Here is a 17665-nt window from a genome sequence, read left to right on the forward strand (position 1 = left end):
AAGAATAAATATAACTAAATAATAGTTACAATATTATTCAATCCTGATATCGTATTTACTCAGCAATCCCGGCAAGCCGTGCAGCGAGAACATGGCCTTTTTTATAGTATTCCCATCAGGGTCAATAGTGAAATTATAAGAGGTCCGCAAATCGGCGCCTTTTAATATGGTGCGACTAAAAAATGCCCGGTTCAGGTTGCAATTGATGAATTTAGCATCGGTCAAATCGCACTCAGTCAAATCAGTTTCTACCATGGAGCAATCACTGAATTTTGCTTTTTTATTTTTCTTTTTATAGAAGACGACGTTATCCAGGATGCAGTTTTCAAAATGGACTTCAAACAAAAAGTCAAGGGCCTTGCTAAAATTCACTCCGCTTAGTTTACAATGTTTAAAGGTGATGTTTTGAAAACCCGCGTTACTTACATCGGCTAATGACAGGTTGCAACCCTCAAACACGCAATCAATAAACACAACGCTATAAAGGTTTGCATAGGCAATATCACAGTTGATGAATTTGCAGTTTTCATAAGTACGACTATGCCCGGTTATTTGGTCGGCAGTTAGTTTGGTAAAAGTTTGGTCTTCCTGATGTTGAGGTTGCATGTGGCAAATTTATGTTTCCTGCGCTATATTTTAACCTTGCGCTCGTTTAAACCACAGGTGTTGGGAAGAAATAAAAACGTTGTCATTTCGACGAGGAACGAGGGGAAATCTTATACAATCTGCAATTAAAGCTTTGCATTGCGTAGAAGATTTCTCTTTCGCCCTCTTGCTCTTGCCGCCCGAGCTCTAAATGACAATTTTTTTGGAATTTTCGTCTTCCCAACACCTGTGGTCACAGACGAGCGCAGGATGGACAGACAGGGTTTATTTGGCTAAAGCCAGGTAACAATTTCTTAAACCGTCCCATAAATGAGACGGCAATGAATTTTTTCAACCATGTTGTTATTCACTGTATTTATCATTGCCGTTGGCTTTAGCCAACGGATAAAAATCAACAAGTTTGGCTTTAGCCAAATTGATGCATATAGGAAATATTTAACATCTACAACTACTTGCATTGGTACATGTTAGGTCACAGACGAGCGCAGTGTAGTTATATTTTACTTTGCTTAATAACTCCCCCTTCAGGGGGCCGGGGGCTTACATATTCCTCCTGTACTGCCCGCCAACCTCATACAGCGCATGGCTGATCTGCCCTAAAGAGCAATATTTACAGGCTTCCATCAGGCTTTCAAAAATATTGTGGCCGGCTATGGCCGCGTGTTGCAGATTTTTAATTAATTGGGGTATATGTTCCTGGTTGCGTTGCTGAAAGGCGTGCAAAGTCTCGATCTGATATTGCTTCTCTTCCTCAGTAGCGCGGATCACCTCGGATGGTATAATGGTAGGTGAGCCCTTTTTATTCAAAAAAGTATTAACGCCGATGATGGGGTATTCGCCTGAATGTTTCAGGGTTTCATAGTACAGTGATTCCTCCTGGATCTTGCCGCGCTGGTACATGGTTTCCATCGCCCCCAGTACGCCGCCGCGCTCGTTCAGTGCTTTAAATTCAGTAAGTACGGCTTGCTCTACCAGGTCAGTTAGCTCCTCAATAATGAAAGCGCCCTGTATGGGGTTTTCGTTTTTAGCGAGACCAAGTTCACGGTTAATGATGAGCTGTATAGCCATCGCCCGGCGGACAGATTCTTCGGTAGGAGTGGTAATAGCCTCATCATAAGCATTGGTATGGAGCGAATTACAGTTATCATAAATGGCATAAAGCGCCTGCAATGTGGTGCGGATATCATTAAAATCGATCTCCTGCGCGTGTAGTGACCGTCCGCTGGTTTGGATGTGATACTTGAGCTTTTGCGAGCGATCATTCCCCTTGTATTTATTTTTGATGGCCTTGGCCCAAATACGACGGGCCACGCGACCGATCACCGAATATTCGGGATCAATACCGTTACTGAAAAAGAATGACAGGTTGGGCGCGAAGTCATCAATATGCATACCCCGGCTCAGATAATACTCCACATAAGTAAATCCGTTCGATAGCGTAAAGGCAAGCTGTGTAATAGGATTTGCACCGGCCTCGGCAATGTGATAGCCGGATATAGACACCGAATAAAAATTACGTACTTTCTCCTGGATAAAATACTGCTGCATATCGCCCATCATACGCAGCGCAAACTCAGTCGAAAAAATGCAGGTGTTCTGCGCCTGGTCTTCCTTCAAAATATCGGCCTGTACCGTACCGCGAACGGTGGATATGGCGTAGGCCTTTATCTTTTTATAAACATCGGCAGGGAGTACCTGGTTACCGGTTAGGCCTAATAACATTAATCCTAAGCCATTGTTGCCTTTGGGTAAAGAGGCCTCACCTAACTTATCTCCTTTGGAGAGGGCCGGGGTGAGGCTATTATACCTCGGTCTATCCAGCCCCTTATCATCATACAATTCCTTAAACTTCGCCTTCACCAAATGTTCCAACTTATGCTCGGTAATATATTTTTCGCATTGCTGATCAATGGCTGCATTCATGAAAAAGCCAAGCAGCATAGGAGCAGGGCCATTAATGGTCATGGATACGGAAGTGGATGCTGAGCACAGATCGAACCCTGAGTACAGCTTTTTGGCATCATCAAGCGTGGCAATGCTTACGCCGGAGTTGCCTATTTTACCATAAATATCAGGGCGGATATGTGGGTCCTCACCATACAGGGTAACCGAATCAAAGGCGGTCGACAACCTATGCGCCGGCTGACCAAGTGATACATAATGGAAACGTTTGTTAGTACGCTCGGGCCCGCCCTCGCCTGCAAACATGCGGGTAGGGTCCTCGCCTTCGCGCTTTAAAGGGAACACACCGGCTGCATAAGGGAACTCCCCAGGTACATTCTCGGTAAGCAGCCAGCGCAGCACATCGCCCCAGGCTTCATACCTGGGCAATGCTATTTTAGGGATCTGCAATTGCGATAGCGAAGTATAATACAACGGCAGTTTGATCTCCTTATCGCGTACTTTATAAATAAAGTTTTCAGCTTTATATTTTTTAACCGTTTCGGGCCATTCTTTGAGCAAGCGTTTACATTCGGGGTGAAGTTGGGATTCGAGAGCCCTGAAAACTTCACCTAACTTCTCTCCAAAGGAGAGGACTTTGCCTTGCATATTTTTATCTCCCTCTCCTTTGTTGAGGGCCGGGGTGAGGTAGAGGTCAATCACTCCCTTTACCTGGAACATTTGTTGGGCAATTTTGCATTGCTCGTTTACCCAATCATCATAGGCCTTGCTGTTTTCTGCAATTTCGGCCAGGTATCGGTTACGGTCGGGTGGAATAATGTAGATCTTTTCAGATTCCTCACCCGGTTCTATTCCAGCTACACGCTCCCCACTCCCCGAACCACGCTCTAATAGATCCACACTGGTTTTGGTTTTAATGGTTTTCATGATGGCGGTGAACAGGGTGTTCATGCCTGGATCGTTAAATTGTGAGGCCATGGTGCCAAATACGGGCAGTTCATCATCCTTGGCGGTAAAAAGCTGGTGGTTGCGTTTATATTGTTTGCGCACATCGCGGATGGCATCAAGGGCGCCGCGTTTATCATATTTGTTGAGGGCCACCAGGTCGGCAAAATCAAGCATGTCTATCTTTTCGAGCTGGGTGGCCGCGCCAAACTCCGGGGTCATCACATAGAGGGAAACATCGCAATAGTCGGTGATCATGGTGTCTGACTGGCCAATGCCCGATGTTTCCACAATGATAAGATCATACCCGGCAGCTTTACAGATGTCGATACTTTCCTGCACATGTTTGGATAGCGCAAGGTTGGCCTGCCGTGTAGCCAGCGAGCGCATATATACCCGTGGGTTGTTAATGGCATTCATCCTTATCCTATCGCCTAAAAGGGCACCGCCGGTTTTACGTTTGGATGGATCGACAGAGATAATAGCCAGCGTTTTGTCGGTCGCCATCAGGAAACGGCGTACAATTTCATCAACCAGTGACGACTTGCCCGAGCCTCCGGTGCCGGTAATGCCGAGAACTACGGCCTCACCTAAATCCTCTCCAAAGGAGAGGGGGTGACCATACATGATGAAGTCCGCTTCTTTAGAGAGGGCCTGGGTGAGGCTATTCTCCGCCATCGTGATCAGCCGGGCAATAGCGCCTGCATCTTTTTCGGGCAGGTGTTTAAGCTCGCCGTTGAGTTTGGTAACAGTAGGGTAATCGCACTGCTGCAGCATATCGTTTATCATACCTTGCAGGCCCATGGTGCGGCCATCGTCGGGCGAGTAAATGCGGGTGATGCCGTAGGCCTGCAGTTCCTCAATTTCGTGGGGAAGGAACACACCACCACCGCCACCAAATATCTTGATGTGACCTGCGCCGCGCTCGGCCAGCAGATCATGCATGTATTTAAAGTATTCGAGATGACCGCCCTGATAGCTGGTGAGCGCAATGCCCTGCACATCCTCTTGTATGGCGCAGTTAACCACTTCATCAACAGAGCGGTTATGGCCCAGATGTATCACCTCGGCACCGCTGCTTTGCAGTATGCGGCGCATAATGTTGATGGTAGCATCGTGCCCATCAAACAATGAAGCGGCTGTTACAAAACGGATCTTGTATTGGGATTTATATGGGACAATGCTTTCCATGCGGGCAATAATTGGTCAACACAAATTTAGTAATTGTTTTGAGGTAGATGTTATGCATGCATAATAAATGAGGATCAGGCGGAAAAAAATGATGACCCTGGCGAGTCACAATTTGTTTACACCCTGCAATATAGTTTTATGGGCCAAAACACATACTTTTGGCTTTCTGCCAATCAGCCCATGCTAAAAACTTATACTACAATATTTTTCATTTTTGCTGCCGCAATAAGCGCCGGTGCCCAAATCAAAAGACCAACTGAAAAAAAAGATACAGTAACGCACTTGCAAACTGTTACCGTTAAAGGTTATTTGAGCGAAGAACCTGTTTTAAGTGTACCGGCTTCAGTAAGCGTATTAGGTGCGGCGCAGCTAAAGTTACAGCCCGATAACTCCTTTGTCAGCGCGCTGAATACCGTCCCGGGCGTAAGGGCCGAGGAGCGTTCGCCGGGGAGCTACAGATTATCTATCAGGGGGAGTTTACTGCGTTCGCCTTTTGGGGTGCGCGATGTGAAGATCTATTTTGATGAGATCCCGCTTACCGATGCCGGCGGCAATACTTATTTAAATGCCATTGATATTGCCAGCGTTCCCGGTATTGAAATTTTAAAGGGCCCTGATGGCAGTTTGTTTGGCGCCAACTCGGGCGGCGTTATGTTGTTAAGTCCCACAAACAAATATACCGATAGCAGTTACAGGTCAATTGGCATTAACACCGGTTCGTACGGTCTTTTTCATGAAAAGGTAAACATACAACAGCAGTTCGGCAAAAATCTGCTGAGCATAAACCAAAGTTACCAGGCTTATCAGGGTTATCGTCAAAACAGCAACATGAGCCGCAACTATGTGCAAGTTGCTGATAAATGGAACTATAGCGGCAAAAACGAACTGCGCTTCCTGGGCTTGTATTCTGATCTGGCTTATGAAACTCCAGGCGGGTTAAACCTTGCCCAGTTAGCGGCCAATCCGCGGCAGGCCAGGCAGCCTACGCCTGTTGTTCCGGGAGCTATTCAACAGCATATTGGTATCACCACTACCATGTATTTAGGCGGCCTGGTTAATGAATACCATTTCAGCGACCGTATCCGTAACGTACTGGCTGTTTTTGGCAACCATGTTGATTTTGCCAATCCGTTCATTACTAATTTTGAACAGCGCAGCGAAAACACCTACGGTTTCCGCACTTATTTTGAACTGGCCGGACTGCCTCATGAAAACATCAACTGGAAGGTTAACCTGGGGATGGAGTGGCAGCAAACCAACTCACGCATCAGCAATTACGGCAATAACAGGGGGGTAAAGGACACCACCCAAACCAGTGACGATATACACAGCAATCAGCATTTTATATTTGCCCGTTACTCGGCCGATATGTTTAAGCGCCTGCACCTGGAAGCCGCCCTGAGCCTTAACTGGTACGAGTACGATTTTAAAAACATTTATCCGCTTAACCAAACCGGGTTTACCAACCGCAACTTTACCCCGCAGCTGATGCCGAGGCTGGCCCTGAGCTACCAGGTTACCAACGATTTTATCTGGCGGGCATCGGTAAGCCGGGGTTACTCTACCCCAACCACTGCCGAAGTGAGGCCAACCGATAATATTGTGAACACTGCCTTGCAAGCACAATACGGCTGGAACTATGAAACGGGTTTCCGCCTGCGCAACCAGGACGAAACCATGTTCCTGGATGTATCTGCCTTTTACTATCGTATTAGCAACGCCATTGTGCGCCGTGTAAATGCCGACGAAACCGAGCATTACATTAATGCCGGCGGAACAAATCAGCCGGGTGTTGAACTATCATTTACCGACTGGCTTATCCGCCAAAACAGTACCCATTTTATACGCGGGTTACAGTTTAATGAATCATTCACTTTCAGCAAATTTAAGTTCAGGGATTATGCCGATGCTACTACCAATTACTCGGGCAATGATCTCACGGGCGTACCGCAGCAGGTTTTTGTAAGCAGTTTGCAGGTGAAATTTCCGCAGGATATTTCGTTGTTCGCGCAGCATAACTACACCTCCAGGATCCCGCTTAATGATGGCAATACCGTTTATGCCGGGCATTACAACCTGTTACAGGCCAAAGTAAGCTGGCAGCCAACCATTAGTCGTAAAACGCATCTGGAAATTTATGCAGGGGCTGATAATATCCTGAATGAAAAATACAGCCTGGGTAATGACCTTAACGCCGTTGGCAACCGCTATTATAATCCATCGCCGCTGCGGAATTATACCGTAGGGATGGGGGTTGTTTTTTAGATTTTGTCTGAACCGGGATTTGTCGGATTAAGGGATTATTAGGATTTTTTATCTGCCACTGGTAATAGTGCAAGTTTAATTGCGCAGAAACCCCTCCCTGCTACTGCACAAGTCAACCGCACCCCTCCCGTGGGGAGGGAATTTGAAGCCAGAATAAAATGAAAAAGACGCATCACATGCATCTCCTATACTCAAATCTCATTTAGCAAATAATAACTCCGCAGTCGCTCGGCTCCAGCCGAGTGACGACTATTACCAGGCCTCCGGCCTGCGAAATAAATTATCGATAGGTTTCTGCGGCGGGACGCCGGAAAATAATAGTCACTCGGCTGGAGCCGAGCGACTGCATGTAGACGCATGTAATCCGTCTCCCATATGCAAATCTCATTTAGCGACTGACCACGCCAGCGGTAACAGCTTACGGATTCAAACTGTTGCTTCCACCTTCGGCTATGTTGCCGCCACGGCCCTTGGTGTCAAAGGCGCGGAACTTGATCACGCCGCCGTTATAGCTTACCGGACCGGTGTATAATTTACTTTTTTCGTCAGGATCTTTACCGTTGGTGGTGTAGCGGATGGTTAAACCCGGGAATTCCACATTGCTCAGGTATTTGCCATCCTGCAGGATAATGCCTGGTTTTGGGATACGGTAATTAAAGCCGCCCTCATAGTAACTTAAGCGGGGCAGCTCGCGTTTACCCAACACATTCAGGAAACCCGACCATGCCTGCTGGTATTCCTGTTGTGCTTTAACCCGGTCAGGCTCAGTAGCCCATTGCGGATCCTTTGCCCAGGCACGCTCGGCCAAAGCAAGCAAACGCGGAAATATCATGTAATCCATGCGTTCGGTGCTTTTTACTGTTTCGGCCCAGAGCGCGCCCTGCAGGCCTACTATATTGCTTTTGCCATAATCGGTTAGGCGTTGTTTGCCTATAAATAATGATGGGTTAATGGGGTTACCATTCTTATCAACGTCGGCATTTTTAAAATAATCATAAGGGATAAATGAGTAAAATTTATCGATACCCAAAAAAGCGCCCCAGTAATAGCCCGGCTCATCAAAGGCCTTATAATTGGCCATATCAAAATACAAATTGGTGACGCAGGTAAGCACTACCTTGTAACCGGCATTAGCTAAACGATAAGCCAGGTCTTCCTGTCCGCCACCTAAAACATTGTTCCAAACATCGGCCTGTAAATGTTCATTCGTAAAATCAGGATTGGGTACGTATGCCGGTTTACCGTCAAGGGTGGTTTTGCGCAGGGCCATTTCTTCCCAGCCCGAAAGGCGGATGCCTTTGACTTTTAAGATCTGATTCACCCTGCCATAAAAATAATACCACAGGTCGTTGGTGTCTTGTATTTCGGGGTGACTTGCTTTTAAAGCCAGATATGCCGGTGATTTTTCCCAAACATGCGGAGGTACTTCATCGCCGCCAAAGTGGATGGTTGGCAATGGCGCACCGGCTTCTTTGTAAATACCGGCAACATCGCTCACCACGGTTTCTACAAAATTATAGGTTGATGGCAGTGATACATCGATCACGTTATCGTTCCAGTATTGCACCGAGCGGTATTCCGATTTATCGTTCAGATCGCGCAGCAGATATTTTTCAGCTTCGGCCTTTTTACCTTCGGCCATCAGGCGCTCATATCGCGCGTCCATGGCTTTGATCGGTGCCCTGGCATGTCCCGGTGTTTCAATTTCAGGGATCACGGTAATATGGCGGTCGGTAGCATACCTTAAAATTTCAATATAATCGGCACGTGTATAAAATCCGGTTCCAACGGTATTATTCACATCCGGACCAGAACCGTGCGATGCCGGTAAAAAATGTTTGCTATCCAGCGTATGGCCGCGTTTGGCGCCAACCGAAGTGAGTTCAGGTAATGACGGCAGTTCTAAACGCCAACCCTCGTCATCGGTTAAGTGCAGGTGCAGGGCATTTAGCTTATACAGGCTCATGGCTTCAATAAGTTTCAGCACCTGCTTTTTAGGCTGAAAATTACGGGCAACATCAAGCATTACAGCACGGTAGCCAAAGCGGGGTTCGTCCTTAACATCAACACAAGGTATTTGAATGGATTTTTGTGTTTTAGCGAGTGCGGAGCCTGGTATCAATGTTTTTAATGATTGGATACCATAAAAAGCACCTGTAGCGGTTGAGGCATTAATAGTAATGCTTTTTGGCGTTACTTTTAACTCATATCCTTCAGGGGCAATGCTGCTCACTTTAGTTAAGTATATGATAGCGCCTGTTGATTTACCGGTATTAACCAATGGTTTCCCTAACAACCCGGCCAGATCTTTTTTAATATAGTCGGCCTCTTTTGTAAAATCATGATCGGCAACAACGCTAATTTTATCATCTATACTGAAGCTGCCGCCTGTTTCGCTATAGCTCAATGGTGTAGGGAAAACCTTAGGCAGCTGATCGGCAGGTATATCGACCGTAGTTTTATTCCTGTCAAAAACAATTTCGGGGGTTACCAGACCCTGGTAAGTGGGTTTATAGGGTTCAATGTTGAATGATGTTATGGAATATCCTTTGTCGGGCTGCGCATCCCAAACCATGTAGATCCCTTCGGGGGCATCAGTAGCATTTACTACCGGGTCGTCATTAATATATTCTATACGGGTAGATGCACCGGGTTTCAGTTCCTTAAAACCATCGGTTGGGGTGATGCTGTACAAATCGCCGTTTACCTGGTTTATTTTTGCATTGCCACTCACCGCGTTTTCGGTAAAACCCCGGCCCGAATTGAAATAGAATTTCCACCCGCCGGCAGGCAATACATCATGCCCGCTATTGGTGATCACCAACGCAGTTAGCGCCCGGTTTTTGTTTTGGTAATTATTATCAACCACCTGCCAGCTCATGCGCAGATCGGCCACTTTAAACTTTATTTCATCAGTATTTGTAAAAGCAGTGCTCATAAAAAATGCCGCGATCAGCATCGTTGTAAAAATTTTGCGCATAGTTTAGTATTGATTGATAATGAATTGAAAGGTAAATATAAATAACCTTTCAAAATTTCAACTATACTTTTTAAATAATTTTAATAAGTGGGAACTTGTCAGTGGTTGAATAGAAAAGCGTCAATGCGAGGTACGAAGCAATCCCCGACTTACAGAGCGACTCTGTACAGCATAGAGATTGCTTCGTACCTCGTAATGACGCGTGTGTAAGTTTTTTTCAGCCCCTCTTTCCAGCGAAGCTGAAGAGAGGGGCGACGAACGTAGCGATGTCGGGGTGAGTCGTCTCCGCTCTACACCCCAAACCTGATCCAACCCTCACCCTCATAACCAAACGCGAATTGTTTGGGGCGGATGATCTCGGCAAGTATCTCGATAGAATCAACAATACGCGGACCAGGGCGGTTAAAGTACTGGTTGCCATCAACAATAAAAAGCTGGTTGTTCTTTACCGCCTTCATATCGGCAAAGCCGGGGAGCTCCAGCAGCAGGTTAATTTCTTTCATGGTGCGCTCTATGGAAAAACCGCAGGGCATTACTACTATAAACTCGGGGTCTTGTGTACGAATATCTTCCCATTGCACATAAGGGGAATGTTTGCCATCCTGCGCAACTAATATGGGTGTACCACCGGCAATGTTCACCAGTCCCGGAACCCAGTTACCGGATACCATCATCGGGTCGAGCCATTCTATACAGGCAACGGTTGGCCTGCTTTCGCTGAATTTTAATTTATGTTTAATGATATCAACCCGTTCTATGAGGCGTTCCAGCAGGTCGGCGCCAGCTTCGGGTATGTTGAGCGCTGTTGCAATAGTAGTGATATCAGCAAAAATATCTTCCAGGCTATTGGGCTGTAAGGAAACGATACGTGCTTTTTTGTCGAGGTAATCATCCAATGCCAGTTCCACATCGGCTAATGAAACAGCGCAAACCTCGCACTGGTCCTGGGTGATCACTACATCTGGCGCCAGATGTTTTATCTGCTCACGCTTTACGGTATACACTGACAGGGCATCGGCCAGGATCTCTTTTACCCGCACATCAATTTCGGCACTGCCCAGGTTATCGGGGAAATTAGCTTCGGTACATACCGGCAATTGTTTTACTGACGCGGGGTAATCACACTCATGCGAGCGGCCTACCAGGTTATCTTCAAGACCCAGGGCGCAAACTATTTCGGTAGCGGATGGCAGTAAGGAAACTATTTTATCAGTTGGCATGTTAATCAATATGCAGATTTCAGATGTGCAAATGTGCAGATGATTTATTTGATGTGCAAATAGTTGTCTTGATGTGCAGATTTAAACCAGATGTGCAGATTTCGGATGTGCAAATGTGCGGATGATTTTTTGATGTGCACATTTGTAATCTGCACATCCGCATATCTGCACATTTGCACATCTGCATATTTGCACATTTGTAATCTGCACATTTACAACTTATCTTTGCGCCGATGATTTTCCTAACCTTTTTTATCGGGCTTATTGCAAATTTTATTGGTTATATACCACCCGGAAACATTAATCTTACTTTAATACAGATCACCATAAACCGTGGCTTAAAAGAAGCTTTACGTTTTATTATAGCTTTTTCATGCGTTGAATTTTTTTTCACCTACTTTATTATGCACGCCGCCAGGTGGTTATCCGGCGAGTTAAGACTGACCGTTATTATTGACTGGATCATGGTGATCCTGTTTGGTGTTTTGGGCACTATTACCTGGATACACCGTAAAAAACCACCCGAAACCCATTATTCTGAACATGCCAGCATCAAATACGGTATACTGCTTGGTTTTTTAAACCCTATGCAGGTACCCTTTTGGATGGTAACAGGTACTTACCTCATCACCCATGAATGGATACTGGACGGAAGGATTGCCCTGGTGATATTCAGTATCGGCTCTGCAGCGGGGGCTTTCCTGTGCCTGTTCCTTTATGCCAAGTTCGCTAAGTATATACAGGAAAAATTTGCCCTGAGCACACGGTTCATCAATACCGGTATTGCCATACTGTTTTTCTCATTCGCCGCATACCATGTAGTGAAACAGATTTATTTGACGTTTTTTAAATAAGAGGCCCGCCCCCCAGCCTCCTAAAGGGGGAGCTTTCTGAAATAGCTTGCTATTTATATAAAAGTCTCCCCTTTAGGGGAGATTTAGAGGGGCTTTTACTATTTTTAACGCCATGCATCACCCCGAAGAAAATCCCTGGACAATCACCTCCGAAAAAACTATTTATAATAACCCCTGGATAAACGTTACCGAGTATCAGGTGATCAATCCATCGGGTAATCCGGGTATTTATGGCAAGGTGCATTTTAAAAACATGGCCATTGGCGTTTTACCGCTTGATGATGAAATGAACACCTACCTGGTAGGGCAATACCGTTTTGCGTTGAATCAATATAGCTGGGAAATGCCCGAGGGCGGCGCACCAGAAGGTACCGATCCGCTGGAATCTGCTAAGCGTGAGCTGCTGGAAGAAACCGGTCTTAAAGCCACCCAGTGGACCGAAATACAGCGCATGCACCTGAGCAACTCGGTAAGCGACGAACTGAGCATTATTTACCTGGCCCGCGGTCTGGCCCAGTTTGAGGCCGAACCTGAAGATACTGAGCAGCTAATAGTTAACAAAGTACCCCTTGCCGAAGTGTACCGCATGGTTTGCGACGGCAGCATCACCGATTCTATAACGGTAGCAGCTGTGCTTAAAGTACAATTGCTTTTGTCAGAAAACCGTTTATAAAAACAATGGGTTTACTTAAAAAAGTATAAATTTGGTGGTCGATGAAAAAGTTTTTAGGCTATATTTTGTCCCCGCTTGCTACTGCAGCATTTTTTTTAGCACTTCTTATTTTTCACCCTATACAGTGGGTATGTTTCCGCTTATTTGGCTATGCAGCACATAAAAGGGCTGTTGATGTTTTAAACCTGTGTTTGCTAAGTACAGCTTACCTGCTGGGCAATACGATTACTTTTATCAATAAGCAAAACCTGCCAGTCGGTCGCCCAATTATATTTTTGGCCAACCATCAAAGCCTGTTTGATATACCGCCGCTCATCTGGTACCTGCGTAAATATCATGCTAAATTTATTTCGAAGGTTGAATTGACCAAAGGCATTCCCTCTATCTCTTATAATTTAAAATATGGCGGCGGCGCCAATATCGACCGTAAAGACTCGCGTCAATCCGTTGCCGAAATTATAAAACTGGCCAACCGCATGAAAGAGAATCAATGGTCGGCAGTGATATTTCCTGAGGGCACACGTTCCAAAAATGGCGAGGTGAAAAGTTTCCAGGTAGGGGGTATTGCTACCATACTAAAAAAATGCCCCGAAGCCCTGCTGGTACCTATCGCCATTAAAGATTCCTGGAAAATGATACGATATGGCATGTATCCGCTAAATACTTTTACCCCCATGACCTGGGAAGTACTTAGCCCCATTGAACCAGGTAATGCCCCGATTGAAGAACTTGTGCTTGAAGCCGAAAACCGGATCAGGGCAGCGTTGGGATCCTGATATTTTGTCTGAATCAGAATTTTCGGAATTATAGAATTTTCAGAATACTTTTTTATTACTGCTGTTTGCGTCCCCTCAAACAGTCAATCATTCTATTGATTTATGCTTTAGATTGTTTAAACAACGATTTTCTGTTCATATTGAGGTTATTGGCATAAACCCAGGGTTCACACAAATTCCACAACTTGTTAATATTCAGTTAAATGTTAACAAATAAATCATATCTTGTTTACGTTAATATGGAATCTTATCGCTTATTTTTATAGACCGATAAAAAAGGTCAGCTAAAATTTACTTAAAACAATTTTTATGACCTGGAGAAAATTCAGTGGAGAGGTGATCCAATCACCCATTATGGAAGAGGTTGAAAAGGCAATTGAACGCGAAGCCGCCCTCGGTAACAAACTCAAAGTATGTATCGGCACCGACTCACAAGTAAAAGGCACCGTTACTGATTTTGCTACCGTTATTGTTTTCGTGCGCGAGCAGCGGGGAGCTTTTATGTTCATTCATCAGGAGCGTACTTCGCAAAAAATGAGCATTAAGGAGCGTATGCTGAGCGAGGTTCAAAAATCAATTGATATTGCCTACAAACTTTGCGATCTGCTTGATTTGTACGATGTGGAGCTGGAGGTACATGCCGATATTAATACCAACCCAATGTTTAAATCAAACCAGGCGCTGCATGAGGCTATGGGTTATATTTTAAGCATGGGCTTTGTATTTAAGGCCAAACCCGAGGCTTTTGCAAGTTCATACTGTGCCAATAAAATAGTGCAGTAAAAAGTGTAAAACACCCGCGGTGTATTTATATTTGATTTTTCTATAAATCGAATATGCTATGTCGCCACTAATTGAAATCAACGATCCGGCTTTGTCCGGCGCGAACACCATTCTTATCGACGCCCGTGCCGGGCAAAATACCCACCAACGCTATCTTGACGGTCATTTAAAAAACGCGGCTTTTGTTGATCTGGATAAAGATCTGGCAGCTCCCGTTACCGATGCATCCATAGGCGGAAGGCACCCCTTGCCTGATGTTGAGGACTTTGCAGCCTTGTTAGGCAAATTAGGCATTACACCCCAAAGCCATGTTGTTGTTTATGATGATAAAGCAGGCGCGTTTGGCGGTGCCCGTTTTTGGTGGATGCTCCGGGCAATTGGCCATACCAATGTGCAGGTTTTAAATGGCGGTTTGCAGGCTGCTGTAAATGCCGGCATCCCATTGAGTACGGATGTTTATACACCAGCCCCGGTTAGCCCATACCCTGTTACTGATGGCTTTAAAGGCACAGTAGATATTGAAGAGACCGGAGTTGCCGCGCATGACGCGAACCGCATTGTAATTGATGTACGTGAAACCCCGCGTTACCAGGGCCAAACAGAACCAATAGACCTTATAGCAGGTCATATCCCCGGCGCATTTAACCTGCCTTATATATATAATCTTGATGCCGATGGCAAATATCTGCCTGCCGAAACTTTACGTAAACTTTATGACGATGCCATTGATCAGGTAGCGCACACCGGCGTTATTGTACACTGCGGATCGGGCGTTACAGCTTGCCATACCCTTTTAGGAATGGAGTATGCGGGCATCAGCGGGGCAAAACTTTACGTTGGCTCCTGGAGCGAGTGGTCGCGCCGTGACCTGCCTGTGGGCACTACCAGGCGGTAAATTGCTGGCTGCTTAAAACAATTAGTCCTTACAGTTTGTCAGCAATTGGTGAAAATATACGTATTAAAAACAGAGCAGGCCATACCTATTACTTTAGATGAGGCCTGGGAATTTTTCTCGTCGCCATTGAACCTGGCCAAAATTACGCCAGTCGACATGAGCTTCGTGGTAACGTCTGACCAAACCACCAGCACCAAAGTGTACGCGGGCATGATCATTACCTACAAAATAGCGCCGCTATTGGGTATCAAGATGGACTGGATGACCGAAATAACCCACGTTGTAGAAAAACAATACTTTGTTGACGAGCAACGCTTTGGGCCCTATGCGCTATGGCACCACCAGCATCATTTTAAGGAGATAGCTGGTGGTGTTATAATGAACGATATTTTACACTACGCCATACCTTATGGTGTGATAGGCCGATTGAGCAATAGCGTTTTTGTTGGTAATAAGGTTAAACAAATATTCGCCTTTCGCGAAAAGGCTATTGAAAGGATGTTTGGGGTTTATAAAGGATAATAGTTCAATACCGCTATGGCCGCGGGGACCCTTTACTTTTGTCGCAACAAAAGTAACAAAAATACTTTTTTCTTTTTAGGCTTTTTTGCCGCACAAGGCCTTCGCCCTGCAAATCAGGCAGAACCACGGACTGCAAAAAGTTGCCCCACTGCGTTCACACAATTCCACCGCTTCAGCAAATATTAGCCATGCCTTTTACCACGCTCAAGGGCCACCAATGTTCTGTCTGCTTTCACCCAAAGCGAGCTGCATTTATCTATATGGAATTTTCTGAACTTTAGAATTTAGATAATATCATGCAAGCAAATCAAAATCGTTCCCTGAAAAGAATTAGTAGAACCTTCTTCCCCGTCAGCGGATAAGCTTCGGGTGAAAGCAGGCAGAACATGATGGCTTGTGCGGCTAATGTCTGAACCAGGATTTATAGGATTAAGAGATTGCCAAGATTTTACTTTCAATTATTCAACTCCCATGTCAGCAGATAAGCTTCGGGCGAAAGCAGGCAGAACTTGGTGGCCGTGTGGGTTGGAGGGGCATTAGCAATTTTGCAGAAGCAATGGAATTGAGCATGCGTAGCAGGGCAAAATTTAGCAGCCCGTGGTTCTGATTGATTTGCAGGGTAAGGGCTAAGAGCGCAAAGAAGCATTTCTGCTGACAGCCTTTTTGGTTACTTTTGTGGCGACAAAAGTAACTGGCCCTCCCGCGGCCAAGAGCGGGTATACGATATGCTTATACGCTTTTTACAGCATAGAAATTGCTATGCCTTCCGCTTTAATTGTTATTTAATTAAAACTGTTTTAAACAATTGATTTGGTATGCGTTGGTTTATATTTGATCAAAAACCCCGATTTGCGGATATAATGATTAACCGGTTCCTCAATAAGTTTAAACAGGGTTACAGAGATGATATTTAATATTATAAAAGCATACAAGAGGTTCAGGCTATCGTACTCAAAAGGTGAATGCCACGCTACTCCCCATTTATCATACAATTCAAAAACCTGATCATTTAAGCTATCAAACTGCGCATGCAGCAGGTTATATATCCAGCCCAGGTGTACCAGGTAAAATATGTAGGAGCTTTTGCCCAGCAGCTCAATAAAAGGCAATGCCAGGAATTTTTTAAATAAGGTGGTTTCGGTAAGTATGCCGTAAAAGAAAAGGGCTACCGCAATACATAAAAAGTAATTATTAACAATGAGGCCCACCGGGCTCTCCACTCCGGCGTTCCAGCCTTTGGGCACAGGCTGCAATGCCATTACAAACACACAAACAAATATCAGTACAAAGCCTGTATAGGTATAATTTACTTTATTGGTACGTTTAAACCCTTTTTTAAGTACATAACGGGCAAGTTGCATCCCCACAAAAAACTCAAAACAGCGCCCAAAAAAGGTAAACAACATTACAAACGTAAAATTGCCAAAAAAGCCAAACCAGTTTACATGGCTGAATATAAAGTACAGCAAAATGCCCGCACAGGTAATAATAACCGGCTGTATATAAAATTTATTAAAGCGCTTGGCTATTAAAAATACGATGGGTGCCGAAAAGTAAAAACATTCCTCTACCGTTAGTGACCAGCCCTGGGCTATGCCGGTATCCCAAAACTGGTAAAAGAAACCGCGTAAAAAAGTAATGTTCATGAGCATTAAGGCAACCGGGTGCGCATAGCCTTTGGTAATGGTTTGATCTTTCGTGATAAAGTAATAAACAAAGGCCGCTACTGTAAGTAAAAAGTACATGGGGTAAATGCGGGCCACCCGGTTTTTAAGGTATTGCAAAAACCAATCCTTACTTAAACCATGAAAATTATTATAATATCTAAAAGTTATCAAAAAGCCTGATAGCACGAAGAAAATGCTTACCCCAATGTGAAACTCGCCAAAAAAGCGTTGCATAATATGAGGAAAACTTTCATCAAAAACATAGGCAAAATGCGATATAAACACCAGGTAAGCGGCCAATGCGCGTACACCGGTTAAGGCAGGAATGTAATTTTGTTGCGCTCGTTGTGACAAAGTAGCTATAAATTTAACTATTACACCAATAT

At 45.0% G+C, this 17665-nt stretch carries 12 protein-coding genes; 7 read left to right on the plus strand and 5 right to left on the minus strand.

Annotated features, from left to right (window positions below; translation table 11 throughout):
- Window positions 1-33: 33 nt before the first annotated feature.
- A complete protein-coding gene (locus M2273_RS29995; RefSeq protein ID WP_429401962.1) occupies window positions 34-606 on the minus strand; it encodes a pentapeptide repeat-containing protein in 573 nt (190 codons plus the stop codon).
- A gap of 540 nt (window positions 607-1146) precedes the next feature.
- Window positions 1147-4644 carry a methylmalonyl-CoA mutase family protein gene (locus tag M2273_RS30000; protein ID WP_429401964.1) on the minus strand — a complete coding sequence of 1166 codons (3498 nt, stop codon included), beginning with the start codon at window positions 4642-4644 and terminating at the stop codon, window positions 1147-1149.
- Window positions 4645-4782: 138 nt separating this feature from the next.
- On the opposite strand from M2273_RS30000, the gene M2273_RS30005 reads away from it, so the two are divergent.
- Window positions 4783-6909 (plus strand): TonB-dependent receptor, encoded by a 2127-nt coding sequence (locus M2273_RS30005; RefSeq protein WP_429401966.1) that lies wholly within the window; start codon window positions 4783-4785, stop codon window positions 6907-6909.
- Between the two features lie 418 nt (window positions 6910-7327).
- Here M2273_RS30005 and M2273_RS30010 read toward each other — a convergent pair whose 3' ends face one another.
- Window positions 7328-9889 carry a family 20 glycosylhydrolase gene (locus tag M2273_RS30010; protein WP_429401968.1) on the minus strand — a complete coding sequence of 854 codons (2562 nt, stop codon included), beginning with the start codon at window positions 9887-9889 and terminating at the stop codon, window positions 7328-7330.
- A gap of 290 nt (window positions 9890-10179) precedes the next feature.
- Window positions 10180-11109, minus strand: a complete 930-nt coding sequence (locus M2273_RS30015) for a cobalamin-binding protein (RefSeq protein ID WP_429401970.1) — start codon at window positions 11107-11109, stop codon at window positions 10180-10182.
- 233 nt (window positions 11110-11342) lie between these two features.
- Between M2273_RS30015 and M2273_RS30020 the strand changes: the two genes are divergently transcribed.
- The 6 genes from M2273_RS30020 to M2273_RS30045 all read left to right on the plus strand — a co-directional run bounded on the left by M2273_RS30020 (window position 11343) and on the right by M2273_RS30045 (window position 15612).
- Window positions 11343-11963 carry a LysE family transporter gene (locus M2273_RS30020; RefSeq protein WP_429401972.1) on the plus strand — a complete coding sequence of 207 codons (621 nt, stop codon included), beginning with the start codon at window positions 11343-11345 and terminating at the stop codon, window positions 11961-11963.
- A gap of 112 nt (window positions 11964-12075) precedes the next feature.
- The gene (locus tag M2273_RS30025) at window positions 12076-12636 is read left to right on the plus strand and encodes an NUDIX domain-containing protein (RefSeq protein ID WP_429401974.1); all 561 of its coding nucleotides are present in this window, start codon (window positions 12076-12078) and stop codon (window positions 12634-12636) included.
- A 41-nt stretch (window positions 12637-12677) separates the two neighbouring features.
- Window positions 12678-13412 (plus strand): lysophospholipid acyltransferase family protein, encoded by a 735-nt coding sequence (locus M2273_RS30030; protein ID WP_429401976.1) that lies wholly within the window; start codon window positions 12678-12680, stop codon window positions 13410-13412.
- A gap of 309 nt (window positions 13413-13721) precedes the next feature.
- Window positions 13722-14195 (plus strand): ribonuclease H-like YkuK family protein, encoded by a 474-nt coding sequence (locus M2273_RS30035; RefSeq protein ID WP_429401978.1) that lies wholly within the window; start codon window positions 13722-13724, stop codon window positions 14193-14195.
- A gap of 58 nt (window positions 14196-14253) precedes the next feature.
- The gene (locus M2273_RS30040) at window positions 14254-15090 is read left to right on the plus strand and encodes a sulfurtransferase (RefSeq protein WP_429401980.1); all 837 of its coding nucleotides are present in this window, start codon (window positions 14254-14256) and stop codon (window positions 15088-15090) included.
- A gap of 48 nt (window positions 15091-15138) precedes the next feature.
- Window positions 15139-15612, plus strand: coding sequence for an SRPBCC family protein (locus tag M2273_RS30045; RefSeq protein ID WP_429401982.1), 474 nt, complete (start codon window positions 15139-15141; stop codon window positions 15610-15612).
- 797 nt (window positions 15613-16409) lie between these two features.
- Here the strand turns inward: M2273_RS30045 and M2273_RS30050 are convergent.
- Window positions 16410-17633: an acyltransferase family protein gene (locus M2273_RS30050; RefSeq protein ID WP_429401984.1), complete on the minus strand. Its 1224-nt coding sequence runs from the start codon at window positions 17631-17633 to the stop codon at window positions 16410-16412.
- Between the last annotated feature and the right edge of the window lie 32 nt (window positions 17634-17665).

This window comes from Mucilaginibacter lappiensis (assembly GCF_050433765.1).
In the GTDB taxonomy this organism is placed as follows: domain Bacteria; phylum Bacteroidota; class Bacteroidia; order Sphingobacteriales; family Sphingobacteriaceae; genus Mucilaginibacter; species Mucilaginibacter lappiensis_A.